The following is a 17,287-nucleotide window of genomic DNA, read 5'->3' on the forward strand; positions in this document are numbered from 1 at the left end:
TAAATATAAGTATTCTGATTGGGGATGTTTTAAGATTGACCCATAAAAAAAAGCCCCCGAAATCGGAGGCTTTCCCTACTTATTTTGCTTGGATATTATAATCCTTTCGCTTTCTTAACTACTTCGTCAGCAATGTTTTGCGGAACGAATTCATAGTGAGAGAAAGTTAAAGAAGCCGTAGCACGTCCTGAAGACATAGTACGTAAATCAGTAACATATCCGAATAATTCTGACAAAGGTACATCCGCTTTTAGGATAACAGCACCTTGACGAGAATCCATACCTTTCATAATACCACGACGACGGTTTAAGTCACCTGTGATAGGTCCTGTGTACTCATCTGGAGTAACTACGTCTACAGCCATGATAGGTTCCATTAATTTAGCACCTGCACTTTTCGCTGCTTCTTTGTAACCCATACGAGCGGCTAATTCGAAAGATAATGAATCTGAATCGACATCATGGTAAGATCCGTGGAACAAACGCACTTTCATCGAATCCATTGGATATCCTGCTAAAGCACCTGTTTTCATGGCTTCTTCGAATCCTTTTTGAACTGCTGGAATAAATTCACGAGGAATTACACCACCCACAATATTGTTCACAAATTCTAAACCTGGTTTGTCGTCTTCTCTTGGTCCGATTTCAAATACGATATCAGCAAATTTACCACGACCACCTGATTGTTTTTTGTATACCTCACGGTGCTCAGTTGTCTTAGTTAAAGACTCCTTGTAAGCAACCTGCGGTGCACCTTGGTTTACTTCTACTTTGAATTCACGACGCATACGGTCGATGATGATTTCTAAGTGAAGCTCTCCCATTCCTTTGATGATGGTTTGACCAGTCTCTTCGTTAGATTCTACTTGTAAAGTTGGATCTTCTTCGATTAATTTGGTAATAGCTTTTGAGAAGTTATCAGCATCAGCTGTTTTCTTTGGCTCAATGGCGTATCCAATTACTGGCTCTGGGAAATCCATTGCCTCTAATATGATTGGGTGTTTTTCATCAGATAAAGTATCACCCGTTTTGATGTCTTTAAATCCTACTACCGCACCAATATCACCAGCACCTAAGCGCTCAATGGAGTTTTGCTTGTTTGCGTGCATTTGGAAGATACGAGAGATACGCTCCTTATTTCCTGAACGGTTGTTCAATACATAAGAACCTGAATCCAATCCACCTGAATAGGCACGGATAAAACATAAGCGACCAACGTAAGGGTCTGTAGCAATTTTAAATGCCAAAGCCGCAAATGGCTCCGACTCAGATGGTTTTCTAAGGATTTCTTCACCTGTATCAGGGTTTGTTCCTTTAACACCTTCTTTGTCCATTGGAGAAGGCAAGATTGCCATTACGTAATCCAACATCGTTTGAACTCCTTTGTTTTTAAAAGAAGATCCACAAAGCATTGGTACAATTTTCATGGAAATAGTAGCAGCACGTAGGGCAGCTAAAATTTCATCTTCAGTAATTGAGTTCGGATCTTCGAAGTATTTCTCCATCAAAGTCTCATCAAACTCAGCTACAGCTTCTAATAATTTCTCACGGTATTCAGTCGCCTCTTCCAACATATCATCTGGGATAGGTACCTCAGTGAATGTCATTCCTTTGTCAGCTTCGTTCCACTTGATACCACGGAAGTTAACCAAGTCAACCACTCCTTCGAAATGCTCTTCAGCACCGATTGGCAATTGTAATGGCACCGCATAACTACCCAACATTTCTTTCACTTGCTTACACACGTTTAAGAAATCAGCTCCAGAACGGTCCATTTTGTTAACGAAACCAATACGAGCAACGTTATAGTTATTAGCTAAGCGCCAGTTAGTTTCTGACTGTGGCTCAACACCATCTACTGCAGAAAATAAGAAAACTAGACCATCTAACACGCGAAGTGAACGGTTTACCTCAACAGTAAAGTCAACGTGACCCGGTGTATCAATGATGTTAACATGGTAATCTTCGTTACGGTATTTCCAGTTAACAGTCGTAGCAGCGGAAGTGATCGTGATTCCACGCTCCTGCTCTTGCTCCATCCAGTCCATGGTTGCCGCACCATCGTGTACCTCACCAATTTTGTGACTCACACCTGCGTAATACAGGATACGTTCCGTGGTGGTGGTTTTACCAGCGTCAATGTGCGCAGCAATACCGATGTTTCTAGTGAATTTTAAATCGCGTGCCATTTTTAAAGGTTAATTATGATATAAGTGTTTTTACTCTTCGCTAAGATTATCAAGAACTTGAACTACATGGTTTTAACATGTAAACTTTAGGTTCTTATTTAGGGGTGCAAAATTACTGAATCTTAATTAAATACAAAACTTTTTTCAAATGTTTAAGCGCATTTTACAATTGCTTTATCCGGAAGTTTGTTTTGCGTGTTCCAATACCCTCTTGGATTCCGAAGAATTCCTATGTACCAGGTGTCGATTGGAGCTTCCAAGGCCAGGTTTATTCCTTCCTAGGCCCAATTGGCTCAGTCTTAAATTTGATGGTTGGATGGAATATGAAGATGCTCATTGTTTCTTTTTATTTTCAGAAGGAGGTCGAGTTCAGCACCTAATGCACCAAATTAAATACCAAGGTGCCCAAGAATTGGGTCGTTTTCTTGGCTTTTGGTGTGGTGCAGAATTAAATAAGTACAATTGGTCTCAAGAATATGATCTAATCCTTCCTATTCCCATGCACTCCCAAAGGACTCGCTTACGCGGGTATAATCAAGCACATTGTATCGCTGAAGGGATATCTAAAAGTACGCAAATTCCCATTTTATCTCATGGGATAGAAAGGGTGAAAAATAGTCAAACCTTGATTCATCAAAACAGGCAAGATCGATTTCATGCTTTGGAGGATGTATTTAGTGTTTCTAATCCAGAATTGATTCAAGGGAAACATGTGCTAATCGTAGATGACACGTTGACTACAGGGGCTACGATGTTGGCATTAGGCCAAAAAATAAAAACCGCCGGAGCTAGACAAGTGTCTTTTTTAGCTCTGGCGGCTTTGCAATAAGAAAGGAATTATTTATTTGTTCCTGCAGAAATCATGGCACAACGGAAACCGATGGTCGCTGTTGCGGAATCTTCATCTAAAAAGCGACGAGTTCCAGGAGCCAACCAATAAGCCACGTCTGACCAAGATCCACCTTTGTAAACGCGAACCTTATTGTCAATTAATGAATTATTGTTTTTGCTGTCGTAACGACTGGCCTTATCTAATTTTTCGTTTCTACGAACAGGGTTCAAGTCATTGAAATCCTGAAAGGAAAGCGGACGATACAAATCTTGTACCCATTCATTGACATTTCCCGCCATTTGGTATAAACCAAAGTCATTTGGTGGGTATTTATAAACTTCCGTAGTAATAATGGCACCGTCATTTGACTTACCGGCAATACCTGCATAGTCACCACGCCCACGTTTAAAGTTAGCTAGCATGGTTCCTCTCGCCTTTCCTTGAGATTGACGTAAAGATGGGCCATCCCATGGGTAAATTCGTTGGTTGATTTGATTCTCATCTTCTTGCTGAGTACCAATCATAGCCTTGGCGGCATATTCCCACTCTGCTTCCGTTGGAAGTCGATAGGAAGGTAATACTCTGCCAGACTCAATCGTTAAGCGAGCTGTAGTGTTGGTTCTAGTGGTTGCTGCCGTAGCGGCTGTACCAGTTGTAGCGCCTTTTTTAGGCTTCTTTTCTTTGATTTTTTCGCCTCCGGCTAATTGTTGATTAACCGCTGCCGTTCTCCATACACAGTAATCATTCACCTGCTTCCAAGAAATACCTACTACTGGATACATACGGAATCCAGGGAAACGTAAATATTGCTCCACATAGGGATCATTAAAGGCTAAATCGTTTTTCCAAACGGTGGTATCAGGTAGAGCAGATTCGTAAAAATCTTGAGTAGAATCCTTTTGAACGGCATATAAGTATTCGAGGTAATGCACATTGGCAATTTCCGTTTCATCCATGTAAAAGGATTGAACAGAAACAGTTCTTTCTACGTTGTCGTGCATACCTAAAACATCCTCTTCCAAAGAACCCATGGTGAAACGGCCACCTTCAATAAACACTAAATTCGGGCCAGTTAATTGACCGCTGAATTTTTTATCTACTTGAAATCCGCCCTTTTGGTTATAGGAAATGCCGGTAGCAGAGGATTTTGAACCGATATTTACACTGCTAGGTTTTACGCCAGATTTGATTCCGCTTGGACATGATGTCAAGAGAAATACACTAGCACAAATCCCCATTACAATTTTCAATTTAGCAATCATTGATATCTTTTATCGTAAGAATTTGAAAAGCAAAGGTATAAAATTCAATTAATAAGCTCAAAACTAGCCTAAAATATCCACTAAAATAGTATTTAATTCGTCAATACTACTGATTCGGTCCACCTGAAGAATCAATTTGTTCGCTTTTTCCCTCAGCTGACATTGGCCTTTTCGAGCATTAACAAAGTTGATAACCTTCAAAACAATGGAACTGGCATGTTTTTGATGCGTCTCAGATGAAACGAAATGAAGTTTAAGGATATTGTTTTTTAGCAGTATTTTTTCAATTCCCAGAACCTGAGCTTTCCATCGGCATTTAACCAAGTCAATCATATCACTTACTTCTTGCGGCATTTTCCCAAATCGGTCTTCAACTTCTTGGATAAATTTTTGAAGATCTTCCTCGTGGTCTATCTCATCTAAGCGAGTATATAAGGCCAGTCGCTCAGAAATGCTTTGAACATAGGTGTCTGGAATTAAGACTCGCAAATCTGTTTCAATCTGGCAATCTACTTTTAATGTCTCTGCAACTTCCTGTAAATCAGCTTCAAATAAGGCCTTAAATTCATTTTCCTTGAGCTCTTGAACTGCTTCATCTAATATTTTGTGATACATATCATAGCCTAAGTCATTGATAAAACCACTTTGTTCGGCCCCTAATAAATTTCCAGCTCCCCGAATATCCAAATCTCGCATGGCCACTTTGATGCCATCTCCTAAATCTGAAAATTCCTCCAAGGCACTCAATCTTTTTCGAGCGTCGCTTGTCAAATTGGCCAATGAAGGAGTAACCAAGTAACAATATGCCTTTTTATTTGACCTACCCACACGACCTCTCATTTGATGTAAATCCGACAAGCCAAAATTATTGGCATTGATGATGAAAATGGTATTGGCATTGGGGATATCCAAACCTGATTCAATGATGTTGGTAGCCACTAATACATCATAGTGCCCTTCAATGAATCCCAGCATGATTTTTTCCAATTTATCACCATCCATTTGGCCATGAGCTACGGCAATTTTGGCATCTGGCACTAGTCGTAAAATGCGGTTGGCAATGCTCTCAAGTTCACCGATTCGATTATAAACCACAAAAACTTGTCCGTTTCTTGCCAATTCCTCCCTAATTCCGTCTCGTAATAGTTCATCATTTAATACAACCAATTTTGTTTCAACGGGTTGTCGGTTAGGAGGAGGAGTTGCAATGATGGATAGGTCCCTAGCGCCCATCAAAGAAAAATGCAAGGTTCTAGGAATGGGTGTTGCCGTTAAGGTCAGCACATCCACATCCACCCGCATTTCTTTCAGTCGATCTTTTACCTTCACTCCAAATTTTTGTTCCTCATCGATGATCATCAAGCCCAAATTCTTGAAAATTACGTCCTTGTTGACCAAACGATGCGTTCCAATAAGTATATCGGTTTCTCCTTTGGCTACTCGCTCAAGGGTTTCCTTGATTTGTTTGGGAGATTTAAAGCGATTGATGTATTCAACTTTACAAGGAAATGCAGCCAAACGATCATGGAAGGTTCGGAAATGCTGCATAGCTAATACTGTGGTAGGCACTAATACAGCCACCTGCTTAGAATCTGCTACTGCTTTGAATGCAGCCCGAACGGCTATTTCTGTCTTTCCAAATCCTACGTCCCCACAAACCAAGCGGTCCATCGGATGAGGTTTTTCCATATCCGCTTTCACATCTTGTGTGGCTTTGGCTTGATCAGGTGTATCTTCATATAAAAAGGAGGACTCAAGTTCAGCTTGTAAATAGGTATCTGGCGAAAATGAAAATCCGGGCGCAGATTTACGTTTGGCATACAGAGAAATCAACTCTTTGGCAATGTCCTTTACCTGTTTTTTAACTCTGGATTTCTTATTATCCCAATCTGGGGATCCCAGTTTGGACATGCTAGGTGGCGCACCCTCTTTTCCAGAATATTTGGAGATTTTATGTAGAGCATGAATGGATACAGAGAGAACGTCATCATCTCGGTAAATCAATCGTATCACCTCTTGCTCTCCATTGGATGTTTCTATTAGATTTAATCCGGCAAATCGACCGATTCCATAATCAATGTGTGTGACAAAATCACCCACTTGAAGGCTTCTTAATTCTTTTAATGTTAAGGCCTTATTCTTGGAGAATTTGTTTTTCTCTTTAAATCGGTGAAAGCGATCAAATAATTGATGGTCGGGGTAAAATGCAATTTTTGTTTGTTCGTCAATGAATCCTTCACGTAAGGAAATCTGCAGGTTTTTGAATTGTATGGAGGTATTTAATTCATTAAAAATGACTTCCAAACGTTCTAGTTGTCGGGATGATTCCGAACAAATGATGTTTTGATAGCCTTGGGTTTGATTGTCGAGCAATGCTCCCGCTAAGCGTTCAAAATCTTTATGAAAAGCTCCCGGGTTTTTAGAAGCATAGGTGATAGTTTCCGCATTTTTTAAATGATTTCTTTTTCCGTATTCGACTTGGGTAAACTGATTAAGGGATTTTATAAAATCTTTTTTGTTTTCCCAGCGTTCTGTTGGGTCAGAAATGATTTGAATGTCACTTCCTTTGCTTTTCAGTTCTTCGAAAGCAGCATTCGTTTTTTGGAAATAGTTCTGTATAATTTCTAGAAGCATTTCCTGATCTTTCATCCAAATGATGCTATTTTCTGGGAAGAAACTTAGAAAGCTTTCTCGACTTTCCTGAATGAGCTTCGTTTGTACATCGGGAATGAGATGCATGGCAGAAACTGACTGAATGGAAAGTTGGGTTTCTGGATGAAAGGTTCGTATACTATCTACTTCATTTCCAAAGAAATCCAATCGATATGGGAATTCTGTGGCATAAGAAAACACATCCAAAATGCCGCCACGAACGGAGTATTGTCCAGCTTCATAAACGAAATCAGTTCGCTCAAAGTCGTACTCATTGAGCGTTTCCGCCACAAAATTGGGATCTATTTTGTCTCCAACTCGGATAGAAAGCGTATTTTTTACTAGCGATTTTCGATTAATTACTTTTTCGCTTAATGCTTCAGGATAGGTGACAATAAAGGTGTCTTTATGGGATAAATTACTGAGCACATTGAGCACTTCAGCCCGCATCAAAACATTGGCATTGTCTATTTCTTCCCATTCATAGGGCTTTTTGTGGGACATTGGAAATAGCAAGACTTCAGCATCTGCCATCAAGGCTTGTAAGTCATTGAGCAAATAATGTGCTTCTTCCTTTTCTTCGCAAATCAGCAAATAGGGTCTTTTCTCTTGCTTGGAGGCCGCCATCAGGATGGCGTCCAATGAGCCTGATAAGCCTTTTATATGAAATTTGCTCCCTTTAGGGGCATAGTGGATTTGCGAGGAAAGAGTTTGAATAATTCCATCTTGCTGGTAGTGGGCAATAAAATCTTTTACAATCATAATCTACCGAATCAGGGCAGCCAATTTTTTCTTAGGGCTTGCAAAGGTAGGAATTTTTGTATCTTTGTGCATCCACAAAAAGGGGTGCCCAAATATTTGGGCTGAGATTATACCCATTGAACCTGATACGGTTAGTACCGTCGAAGGGATTTTGTAGAGTTTTTAGCGCTGAAAACTCAAAAAAATCATCGATGTAAGGGTTAGCATGTTAAATCAGACAGGATTTGACTCCTTTACCTGTTGTTAAACTTTTCAAAAATGAAAAAGATAACGACAACATTTATTTTAATAGTAATGATTGCTTTGATGGCTGCGCCTGTTTGGGCGCAGAAAACCTTTCGATGGGAAGGGACGGTGGTAGACCAAGAAAATGCTCAGGCACTTTGGGGGGCTAGTATTCAATTAAAGGATAGTCAACGAGGTACAGTTACCGACCGCAAGGGACATTTTGTGTTGACTAGTACTCAACCCTCAATCAGTATTTCGATTCATTTTGTTGGATATGAAACTCAGATTAAGGAATTGAAATCTTCGGACAAATCCATATCCATTCAACTGAAAAAATCATCTTTCTTAAATGATGAAGTGGTGGTCAAGGCTACACGTGCTGATGAAAATTCAGCCATGGCCTATACCAATGTTGGGGCGAAGGAATTGGCAAAGTCAAATTTGGGCCAAGATATGCCAGTTTTGCTCAATTTTACGCCATCCATTGTGACAACTTCCGATGCTGGGGCTGGAGTTGGCTATACAGGGATTCGTATCCGTGGTTCTGATGCCACACGTGTCAATGTGACCATTAACGGGATTCCAGTCAACGATTCAGAATCACAAGGAACCTATTGGGTAAATATGCCAGATTTTGCAAGTTCGGTAGCTTCTGTTCAAATTCAGCGGGGTGTAGGAACATCTACGAACGGTGCAGGAGCCTTTGGTGGATCTGTGAATATGCAAACGAATACCTTTGAAAAAGATCCCTATGCCGAATTGAATGTTTCTGGTGGATCTTTTGGGACCTTAAAATCTACCTTGAAACTTGGAACAGGTTTAATGGGTGGGAAATGGACCATAGATGGCCGATTATCTCGTGTGGTTTCAGATGGTTATATTGATCGCTCTTTTTCCAATTTGCAATCAGCCTATTTGTCGGCCGCCTATTTTGGGAAGAAATCCTTTTTCCGATTGAATTATTTTATTGGTAAGGAAAAGACCTTTCAATCTTGGTATGGAACTCCGGATAGTCGGGTAAATAACGATGTTTTGGGAATGAAAGCTTACATCGAGCGAAATTGGCTGAGTGAAGCGGATGCTAAGAATTTGTTGGAAAGCGGTAGGACTTTTAATTACTATATGTATCCTAATCAAACGGATAATTATGCGCAAGATCATTATCAATTCTTGACGCACCATAGCCTTGGGAAATATTGGAATTTGGATTTAAATGCACATTATACCTACGGTAGAGGATATTATGAGGAATTCAAGGCTGATGCTGAATTATCCAAGTATGGTTTAGCACCCATCAATTTGGGTTCGGTTTTGCTTACAGGTACCAATTTAGTGCGAAGAAAATGGCTGGATAATGATTTTTATGGTAGCACATTTGCTTTAAATTATGATGCCAATCAAGGCTTTAAAATTACTTTGGGAGGGGCATGGAGCCGTTATTTGGGTCGTCACTTTGGGGAAGTTGTTGCTGGAGATAAATTGCCAAGTTCTTATCTAGGTCATCGATGGTATCAAAGTCGATCACAGAAAACGGATTTGAATATGTTTGTTAAAATAAATTATGCTTTGGCGGATAAATGGCAAAGTTATCTCGACTTGCAGTATCGTACGGTAGGGTATAAAATGCAAGGTACAGCAGATAAAATGCAAGATATATCTCAAATTTGGACCTATAATTTCTTTAATCCTAAATTGGGTTTGACTCATCAATTATCTGAATCAAACAAAATTTATGGGTCGATGGCCGTGGGAAGTAAAGAGCCAAGTAGGCAAGATTTTATTGATAATCCGGGAACAACCCCTCGTTCTGAGTTTTTGACAGATTATGAACTTGGATTTGAACGAGTGGCCTCGAATTATTCCTTTCAATTAAATGCATACCGAATGCAATATCGAGATCAATTGGTCTTGACAGGTGCGGTGAATAGCGTAGGAGAGGCCATAAGGACGAACGTACCTGAAAGTTATCGCATGGGAATTGAAGCAAGTTTGAATTACCGATTATCCCGTCATTTTAATTGGCAAGCAAATTTAACCTTGAGTCAGAATAAGGTATTGAATTTTGTAGAAAGCATTCCTGATTATGATACCTATGGGGTTAAATTGGTCAATCATGGTACCACTGATATTGCTTATTCTCCTTCGACTATTGCTGGGAGTCAACTGACTTATACTTGGAAGGGCCTAGAGACGACCTTAATGACCAAGTATGTGGGTCAGCAATTTTTGGATAATACATCGGATGAGCAAAGAAAATTAAAAGCGTATTGGACACAGGATATTCGCTTAACATATCCAATAAAGACAGCTTGGGCCAAGCATTTACAAGCTAGTTTGTTGTTAAACAATGTCGCCAACACCCTGTATTCATCCAATGGCTATACCTATAGCTATGTGTATGAACAAAAAGTAATTACTGAAAATTTCCAATATCCTCAAGCGGGATTTAACTTTTTACTAGGTTTATCCCTTCGCTTGTAGAAATATGAAATAAAAAATCCCCTGTTGATTTGAACAGGGGATTTTTTTGAATTTAAAAGAATTTATTTCCCCATTAATTCCCAAGTCCAACCCATTTTGGCTAGTCGGTAACGTAAGGAATACCATAAAACGCCAAATCCATAGATGGAGCTGCGTTTGAAATTGATGGACGAAGCCTCTTCAAAATATTTGGTAGGGCAAGTAACTTCTCCAACTTCAAAGTTTTTCCAAAATAATTGAAGTACCATTTGATTGTCAAAGATGAAATCATCGTCGCATTCATGAAAGGCAACTGCTTCAAGTGCTTCTCTGGAAAAAGCACGATATCCGGTATGGTATTCAGAAAGTTTTTGGCCGATAAGTATATTTTGATACAGGGTTAAAATACGATTGGCGATGTATTTGTAAATGGGCATTCCTCCTTTTAAAGCCCCTTTGCCTAAAATTCTAGAAGCAAAAACTACGGGGTAAAGACCATTTCCAATGATACTAATCATGGCTTTCAACAGCAAGGGAGTATACTGGTAATCCGGGTGTAACATGATCACAATGTCCCCTTGAAGCTCCAACGCTTTCGTATAGCAGGTTTTTTGATTTCCACCGTATCCTTTGTTTTTATCATGACGAATCACATGTTGGATACCGATTTGTTTCGCTACCTCCACGGTATTGTCTGGACTATGGTCATCGACTAAAATGACTTCATCCACCCAATCGTGCGGAATTTCGTTATACGTTTTTTCGAGTGTGAGTGCGGCTTTATAGGCAGGCATCACAACAATTACCTTTTTCCCTTCGTACATAAAATGTGTGCCAAAGATTTACGAACTTTGGGCTTTGATGCAAAATTAGATATTTATGAGCGAAACTTTGTTTTTTATTCTGTTTTCACTGGGAGTCCTGGCCGTGATGTTGGTTGATTTAGGTGTTTTTAAGACGGGCCCGCAGGCTGAAGTGACTTTTCGGGAGGCAGGATTTTGGAGTGGTGCATGGGTCGCGTTAGCTTTATTATTTTATCTTTTTTTGAGGTTCAATGGAGGGATGGTACATGGTATACATCATATCCCTAGCTTACAAGTAGTGCAGGGATTATATGCCAAGCAGATTGATCTAGGGTCAGGGTTATATTTGGATCAACTAGCTGTATTTCAGGAAAATATGTCCTTGGAATTCATAACAGGTTACCTGGTAGAATATTCATTATCCGCTGATAATGTGTTTGTTTTCATTCTTATATTTAATTCATTCGGTGTTCAAAAACGCTACTATAAAAAGATTTTAGTTTGGGGAGTGCTAGGAGCGATTGTATTACGACTCATTTTTATCTTTTTAGGAGCAGCACTTTTACAAAAGTTTGATTGGATTATTTATTTGTTTGGGGCCTTTTTAGTGTACACAGGTATAAGTATAATAGTAAAAAAGGAAAGCGAGGAAGAGATGGTGCCTGGACATCATCCTGTGGTGAAAATATTGTCTAAGTACTTTAATGTGTACAAACGGAATGTGATTGGTCGTTTTTTCGTAAGAATGAAAACGGGCAAATTGTATATTACCCCGATTTTTGTGGTTGTTGTAGTGATCGCATTTACAGATATTTTATTTGCTGTCGATTCCATTCCAGCTATATTTTCTATCTCCAAAGACCCATACATCGTTTTCTTTTCCAATGTATTTGCCGTGATGGGTTTACGTTCACTGTTTTTCTTCCTGTCTAACCTAATGGGACTTTTCCGCTTTTTACCCATGGGCTTGGGTGTACTATTAAGTTTTGTTGGAATAAAAATGCTGGCACATCATTATTTGGAGCAAATAGGTTTTGGAACTTTGGCCTCCCTTGGGGTGATTATTGGAATTTTGACTGTGAGCATCGTGTTAAGCATGCTTTTCCCCGAAAAAAAATAATCAGTTTTTTATCAGGTATTTGGTGGGGAATTTGAGGGAAAATGGCTTTTTTTGCCCAACGCTGGCAAGGTTTTAAACCTTGACAGCGTTAAAAATTTTGCCTTTACTGGTGCCACTCAAGAGTCAATTTTCGATATTGTAATGGAGGCATTTTCATCCAATGCTTGAATTGTTTGTTGAAGTGAGATAGATTCCCAAATCCACTTTCAAAGCAAATCTCAATCATGGGTTTTGAGGTGCTTCGAAGTAATTGACAAGCATGTTTGATTCTGAATTCGGTGACTAATTCAACAAATGTTTTTTGGGTTACTTTTTTGAAATAGCGACAAAATGCGGTTTCAGTCATGTTGGCTAAATGCGCCACTTCATCTAAATGTACCTCATGGGTATAATTGGCAATTACATAAGCATACACTCGATTAATTCTTTCTAGATCTACCGTCGATAAGGTATAATTACTTTCGCTGGATTCTATGGGTTGAAGATCTGCCGTTTGGGTACTTAATATATGTAGTATTTGTAAGAAATTTAATAATCGTGGAAAAGGAGCTAGTTCTTTCAATAAGAGCATTTCTCGAGCAATCTTTTCTTGAGTGCTGCCTTGAATGGAAAAGCCCAATTTTGCTCTTTCTAGTAAAGATTTGATGGCCATGCTTTCCTTTTTATTCAAAAAGGTCTCACCCAGGAAATCTGCGGAAAAGTGAATGACCAGGGCTTGTGCTGCATCTGGATCAACATCTTCTGTTAGCCAATCTTTGCGGTGATTTTGCCAGCAATGGGGTAAATTGGAGCCCAACAGCACCAAATCTCCCGCGCTAAAATCACTGATCTGATTTCCGATAAAGCGCTTTCCTTCTCCGGCAATAATTAATGTTAACTCCAATTCTGGGTGGAAATGATAAGGGGCATCAAATCGAGCTTGTTTAACTTCTTTTATCTCGAACGATAAATCTTCGGTACTCTTGGCCAAATGCTCCAAACTAGCTTTCATCTTATTTGAAAATTATCAAAACTGGGATTGTATTTATTAAATTATGGTAAAATTGCATTATTTTTTACAAATTTCATGGTAGAATGTGAGATTCTTTTTAGAGACCTTTGATCAAAAATTTAGCTAGATGTTTAATCAAGCTTACTTACTGAAGAACACAGACAAAACCTATTTTAATATGAATGGACACGTCTTTTTAGAAGACGTGTTGAGTAAAGATGATTTGCAACCCTATCGGGAGGCAATCAATCGCTGTGCTAAGGATTTTCGCGCTAAGCAAAAATCCTTAGCTGAACGCGATACCTACGGAAAAGCCTTTTTACAAATGATGAATTTGTGGGAAGAGGATGCCAAAATCAAAGAATTCACATTTGCCAAGCGATTTGCTAAGATAGCAGCGGAATTATTAGGAGTGGAGCATGTTCGCCTTTACCATGATCAAGCCTTGTTTAAAGAGCCTGGAGGAGGCCTAACACCTTGGCATCAAGATCAATATTACTGGCCTTTAGATACCACCAATACGGTCACCATGTGGATGCCCTTAGTGGATATAGACGAGGATATGGGTATGCTTACTTTTGCTTCAGGGACTCAAAATGTCAATTTACCTTTAGTAAATATTTCCGATGAGTCGGAACAAATGATTAGCCAGTTTGTCAAAGAAAAGAATTACCCCATTGTGGCTCAAAAAACCATGAAAGCGGGAGATGCAACTTTTCATAAAGGCTGGACTTTACATGCTGCTCCGGGAAATCATTCTAATACTATGCGCGAAGTAATGACCATCATTTACATGGATGCGAACGCTAAAATCATAGAGCCGCTGAATGACAATCAAGAAGCTGACCGCCAGCGTTGGTTACAAGGTTTAGCTCCTGGTCAACCTGCCGCCTCTCCCTTGAATCCTATATTAAGCTAGGTAATTACTCTCTTCGATGTATTGGCCTTAGGTTACAATTTGGGACAATCGCAGCCTTTTTTCTTCTTTTTGAAAAGTCCCCAAAGGAACCCTTTCTTTTTGCGATATTTCGCCATTTTCTTTTGACTAGAAATGGAATAGCTCAATTCAGTTGAAGATTTAGCTGTGCTGCTATTAGCCGGAATGCTGAATGAAATCAAGCAAAGTAAAATCAAGTATTTCATGGCGTTATCGCTTTAAATAGTTTACAAACATAAGGTTTTTGACTGAAATCTCCCTCAGAGATCTTATTTCATTTTAAGTCATCCCATTTATTTTGAGATGCATGAAATAAATACCATACTTGTAAAAAAAATGGCTCTCTAAACCATCCAATTATGTGCGATACTTTTTTTAGCCCTTCTCAATTCAATGTAGGAGGAAACCCAATTTTGGCTAAAAATTCAGATCGTGAGCCCAATGAAGCTCAGCAAATCGCTCGATTCCCTGCCCATACTAGACCTCAAAAAGGGGTTCAAGCAAGCTATATTGCGGTGGAATGTCCAGAACGGGTTTTTGAAGTTATTTTATCAAAGCCCTTTCATATGTGGGGGGCTGAAATGGGGGTTAATGAACACGGACTTGCCATTGGAAATGAGGCAGTTTTTACCAAAATGAAATTGCTAAAAAAGAATACAGGCTTGACTGGAATGGATTTATTGCGTTTGGCATTGGAACAGTCGAAAACAGCCAAAGAGGCCCTGGATGTTATCATCAAGTACTTAGAAAAATACGGTCAAGACGCTTGCGGTGGATATCAAGATAAAGGCATGTATTATAGTAATAGTTTTCTAATAGCTGACACTCATGCTGCCTATGTCTTAGAAACGGCTGGGCCATTTTGGGCATTTAAGCATATTGAATCCTTTTATGCGATTTCCAATCTGTTGACTCTTGGAACGGATTTTGACCAAATTCATCCTGATGCCCAAGCTTATGCTTATCAAAAATCTTGGATAAAACGAGATGTGCCATTTGATTTTCAACAAGCATTTTCTGAGCCATTTATGACCTTTATGGGTCGCGGTGCCTCCAGAAAACAACAATGCGAATGGCAAGGTCCTTTTTCTAAAAATAGGGATTTTGAGCTTCAAGATGCCTTTGATATTTTGAGAAGTCATCGAATTAGAGAGAATTTTGAGCCTTGTCGAGGAGATATGGGCAACATTTGTTTGCATGCGCAAGGATTATTAACTCCCTCACAAACCACAGGTAGTTTGGTAGTTGAATTGAGAAAAGATGCTCAATCTAGCGTTTGGCTGACGGGTTCATCGGCTCCCTGTTTATCCATATTTAAGCCATTTTATTTTGGAACAATAACCTTAGACGTTGAAAATTTCCCTCAAGCATCTTCGCATCTAGATGATTCCTATTGGTGGCAATGGGAGAAAATTCATCGAAAGGCATTGACGGATTACCACTCCCTACATGCCAAAATTCAAGCATTTCGAGAGGAGAAAGAAAAGCTTTGGCTGAAAGAGGATCAATTGTTGGCGAACAGCAAGGACCTAAAAAAGAAAGAAGAATTAAGTCAGAGGGCTATTCAAGAATGCCTTCAATTGGCTATGAAATTGGAACAACATAAACCTAAACCTACCTTCAGGTTAAAATCTTTAGCCTATTCCTTGTATTGGAAGTGGCAAAATAGAGTCATGTAATATGAAAGAAATTAATACCGAAATATTGATCGTAGGAGCAGGCTATGCCGGAATAGCTGCCGCAAAAAAGCTTCATGCCGCAGGAAAAGATTTTATCATCTTAGAAGCGAGGGATCGGATCGGGGGAAGAACGTTGACGGAGAATTTAACATCGGGTCCAAGCGTGGACATGGGGGCCAAATGGGTCGGTCCAACCCAACATTTGGTTTGGGAATGGATTAAGGAAAGTCAAACGGAAACCTATGAAACCTATGACCAAGGAAAAAACCTATTAAAATTCAAAGATAAAATCAGTTCCTACACGGGCACTATTCCTAAAATAGACCCCATTTCATTGATTGATTTAGGCATGGCCATCCATCGAATGAATAAGCTTTCGGAGCAAATTTCTATCTCCGAACCTTGGAATCATCCGAAAGCCAAGGAATATGATGCAATGACGTTGGCCACATGGATGGATAAACATATATGGACAGCCAAGGCCAAACATTTATTTGAAATCGGGATTCAAACGGTTTTTGCAGTAGAAGCCTCTGAAATTTCCCTCCTTTTTGCTTTATTTTATTTTAAATCAGGTGATAATATGGACACCTTGATTTCCATAAAAAATGGGGCTCAACAAAGTATCTTGAAAGGCGGTACTCAGGGTTTAGTTAAGAAAATAGCTGCACCTTGGATGAAAAAAATTCAGTTGAATGAGCCCTTGTTAAAATTGGTTCAACACGAAACGGGAATAGTGGCTACATCAGCAAATTTGAGGATTACAGCCAATAAATGTATTCTAAGTATCCCACCGGTTCTGATTAATTCCATTGTATTTGATCCACCTTTACTCCAGCAAAAGGCACAACTGTACCAGCGGATGCCCATGGGAGCGGCCATGAAAGTATATTTAATTTACCCTAGTCCTTTTTGGCGGGGAATGGGTTATAGTGGACAAATTGTAAGTGATGAGTACCCTTTAAAAGTAACCTTTGATGTAGGACATACCGATTCAGATCATGGGGTATTATTGGTATTTGTGGAAGGAAATGATGCTCGAAATTTCATTGAATTGGAAGAAGATGTTCGCCGAAAAATGATTTTGGAGCGTGTAGTAAAGATATTTGGGCATCAAGCGGTACAACCTCTGCAATATGTCGATAAGTGCTGGACGGAAGAAGTTTATTCTCGTGGATGTTACACGGGGTTAATGGGTCCCAATACTTTAACGCAATTTGGACATCAAATACGTGCGCCCTTTAAACATGTTCATTTTGCAGGAACAGAAACCGCCGAAAAGTGGAATGGCTATTTGGATGGGGCCATTTCATCAGGTTATCGGGCAGCTTCTGAAGTCTTGGAATAGGCACTCCAAAAGCTGCCCAAGGCC

At 39.5% G+C, this 17,287-nt stretch carries 12 protein-coding genes and 1 riboswitch; of the genes, 6 read left to right on the forward strand and 6 right to left on the reverse strand.

The features are described from left to right. Positions 1 to 95: 95 nt before the first annotated feature. Positions 96 to 2,189 carry an elongation factor G gene (gene fusA, locus ACST15_RS07585; protein WP_223142995.1) on the reverse strand — a complete coding sequence of 698 codons (2,094 nt, stop codon included), beginning with the start codon at positions 2,187 to 2,189 and terminating at the stop codon, positions 96 to 98. A gap of 148 nt (positions 2,190 to 2,337) precedes the next feature. Here fusA and ACST15_RS07590 point away from each other — a divergent pair, with 148 nt between their 5' ends. After that, positions 2,338 to 3,018, forward strand: a complete 681-nt coding sequence (locus ACST15_RS07590) for a ComF family protein (protein WP_459454056.1) — start codon at positions 2,338 to 2,340, stop codon at positions 3,016 to 3,018. Between the two features lie 8 nt (positions 3,019 to 3,026). Here the strand turns inward: ACST15_RS07590 and gldJ are convergent, their stop codons facing one another. Then, the gene (gene gldJ / locus ACST15_RS07595) at positions 3,027 to 4,283 is read right to left on the reverse strand and encodes a gliding motility lipoprotein GldJ (protein ID WP_459454058.1); all 1,257 of its coding nucleotides are present in this window, start codon (positions 4,281 to 4,283) and stop codon (positions 3,027 to 3,029) included. A 63-nt stretch (positions 4,284 to 4,346) separates the two neighbouring features. After that, complete coding sequence (gene mfd / locus ACST15_RS07600) at positions 4,347 to 7,697, reverse strand: transcription-repair coupling factor (protein WP_459454059.1); 3,351 nt, start codon at positions 7,695 to 7,697, stop codon at positions 4,347 to 4,349. A gap of 70 nt (positions 7,698 to 7,767) precedes the next feature. Further along, positions 7,768 to 7,863: riboswitch (TPP riboswitch) on the forward strand. 92 nt (positions 7,864 to 7,955) lie between these two features. On the opposite strand from mfd, the gene ACST15_RS07605 reads away from it, so the two are divergent. After that, positions 7,956 to 10,406, forward strand: a complete 2,451-nt coding sequence (locus tag ACST15_RS07605; RefSeq protein ID WP_459454060.1) for a TonB-dependent receptor — start codon at positions 7,956 to 7,958, stop codon at positions 10,404 to 10,406. 62 nt (positions 10,407 to 10,468) lie between these two features. Here the strand turns inward: ACST15_RS07605 and ACST15_RS07610 are convergent, their stop codons facing one another. Continuing rightward, positions 10,469 to 11,209: a glycosyltransferase family 2 protein gene (locus tag ACST15_RS07610; RefSeq protein WP_459454061.1), complete on the reverse strand. Its 741-nt coding sequence runs from the start codon at positions 11,207 to 11,209 to the stop codon at positions 10,469 to 10,471. 49 nt (positions 11,210 to 11,258) lie between these two features. Between ACST15_RS07610 and ACST15_RS07615 the strand changes: the two genes are divergently transcribed. Further along, positions 11,259 to 12,308, forward strand: a complete 1,050-nt coding sequence (locus ACST15_RS07615; protein ID WP_459454353.1) for a TerC/Alx family metal homeostasis membrane protein — start codon at positions 11,259 to 11,261, stop codon at positions 12,306 to 12,308. A 103-nt stretch (positions 12,309 to 12,411) separates the two neighbouring features. Here ACST15_RS07615 and ACST15_RS07620 read toward each other — a convergent pair whose 3' ends face one another. Next, positions 12,412 to 13,299, reverse strand: coding sequence for an AraC family transcriptional regulator (locus tag ACST15_RS07620; RefSeq protein ID WP_459454062.1), 888 nt, complete (start codon positions 13,297 to 13,299; stop codon positions 12,412 to 12,414). Positions 13,300 to 13,477: 178 nt separating this feature from the next. On the opposite strand from ACST15_RS07620, the gene ACST15_RS07625 reads away from it, so the two are divergent. Then, positions 13,478 to 14,218, forward strand: coding sequence for a phytanoyl-CoA dioxygenase family protein (locus tag ACST15_RS07625; protein WP_459454063.1), 741 nt, complete (start codon positions 13,478 to 13,480; stop codon positions 14,216 to 14,218). Between the two features lie 32 nt (positions 14,219 to 14,250). On the opposite strand, the gene ACST15_RS07630 is transcribed toward ACST15_RS07625, so the two are convergent. Next, positions 14,251 to 14,442 carry a hypothetical protein gene (locus tag ACST15_RS07630; protein WP_459454064.1) on the reverse strand — a complete coding sequence of 64 codons (192 nt, stop codon included), beginning with the start codon at positions 14,440 to 14,442 and terminating at the stop codon, positions 14,251 to 14,253. A gap of 153 nt (positions 14,443 to 14,595) precedes the next feature. Here ACST15_RS07630 and ACST15_RS07635 point away from each other — a divergent pair, with 153 nt between their 5' ends. Together ACST15_RS07635 and ACST15_RS07640 are read left to right on the forward strand one after the other, a co-directional pair. Next, positions 14,596 to 15,915: a carcinine hydrolase/isopenicillin-N N-acyltransferase family protein gene (locus ACST15_RS07635; RefSeq protein ID WP_459454065.1), complete on the forward strand. Its 1,320-nt coding sequence runs from the start codon at positions 14,596 to 14,598 to the stop codon at positions 15,913 to 15,915. Between the two features lies 1 nt (position 15,916). After that, on the forward strand, positions 15,917 to 17,263 hold the full coding sequence (locus tag ACST15_RS07640; protein WP_459454066.1) for a flavin monoamine oxidase family protein: 1,347 nt from the start codon (positions 15,917 to 15,919) through the stop codon (positions 17,261 to 17,263). Positions 17,264 to 17,287: the final 24 nt, after the last annotated feature.

Source organism: Aquirufa sp. Wall-65K1, assembly GCF_054558475.1.

Coding starts and splice junctions, on each gene's coding strand:
- ACST15_RS07590 (WP_459454056.1), top strand. CDS start 2,338: ATGTTTAAGCGCATTTTACAATTGCTTTATCCGGAAGTTTGTTTTGCG.
- gldJ (WP_459454058.1), bottom strand. CDS start 4,283: ATGATTGCTAAATTGAAAATTGTAATGGGGATTTGTGCTAGTGTATTT.
- ACST15_RS07640 (WP_459454066.1), top strand. CDS start 15,917: ATGAAAGAAATTAATACCGAAATATTGATCGTAGGAGCAGGCTATGCC.
- ACST15_RS07605 (WP_459454060.1), top strand. CDS start 7,956: ATGAAAAAGATAACGACAACATTTATTTTAATAGTAATGATTGCTTTG.
- ACST15_RS07620 (WP_459454062.1), bottom strand. CDS start 13,299: ATGAAAGCTAGTTTGGAGCATTTGGCCAAGAGTACCGAAGATTTATCG.
- ACST15_RS07630 (WP_459454064.1), bottom strand. CDS start 14,442: ATGAAATACTTGATTTTACTTTGCTTGATTTCATTCAGCATTCCGGCT.
- ACST15_RS07635 (WP_459454065.1), top strand. CDS start 14,596: ATGTGCGATACTTTTTTTAGCCCTTCTCAATTCAATGTAGGAGGAAAC.
- ACST15_RS07610 (WP_459454061.1), bottom strand. CDS start 11,209: ATGTACGAAGGGAAAAAGGTAATTGTTGTGATGCCTGCCTATAAAGCC.
- mfd (WP_459454059.1), bottom strand. CDS start 7,697: ATGATTGTAAAAGATTTTATTGCCCACTACCAGCAAGATGGAATTATT.
- ACST15_RS07625 (WP_459454063.1), top strand. CDS start 13,478: ATGAATGGACACGTCTTTTTAGAAGACGTGTTGAGTAAAGATGATTTG.
- fusA (WP_223142995.1), bottom strand. CDS start 2,189: ATGGCACGCGATTTAAAATTCACTAGAAACATCGGTATTGCTGCGCAC.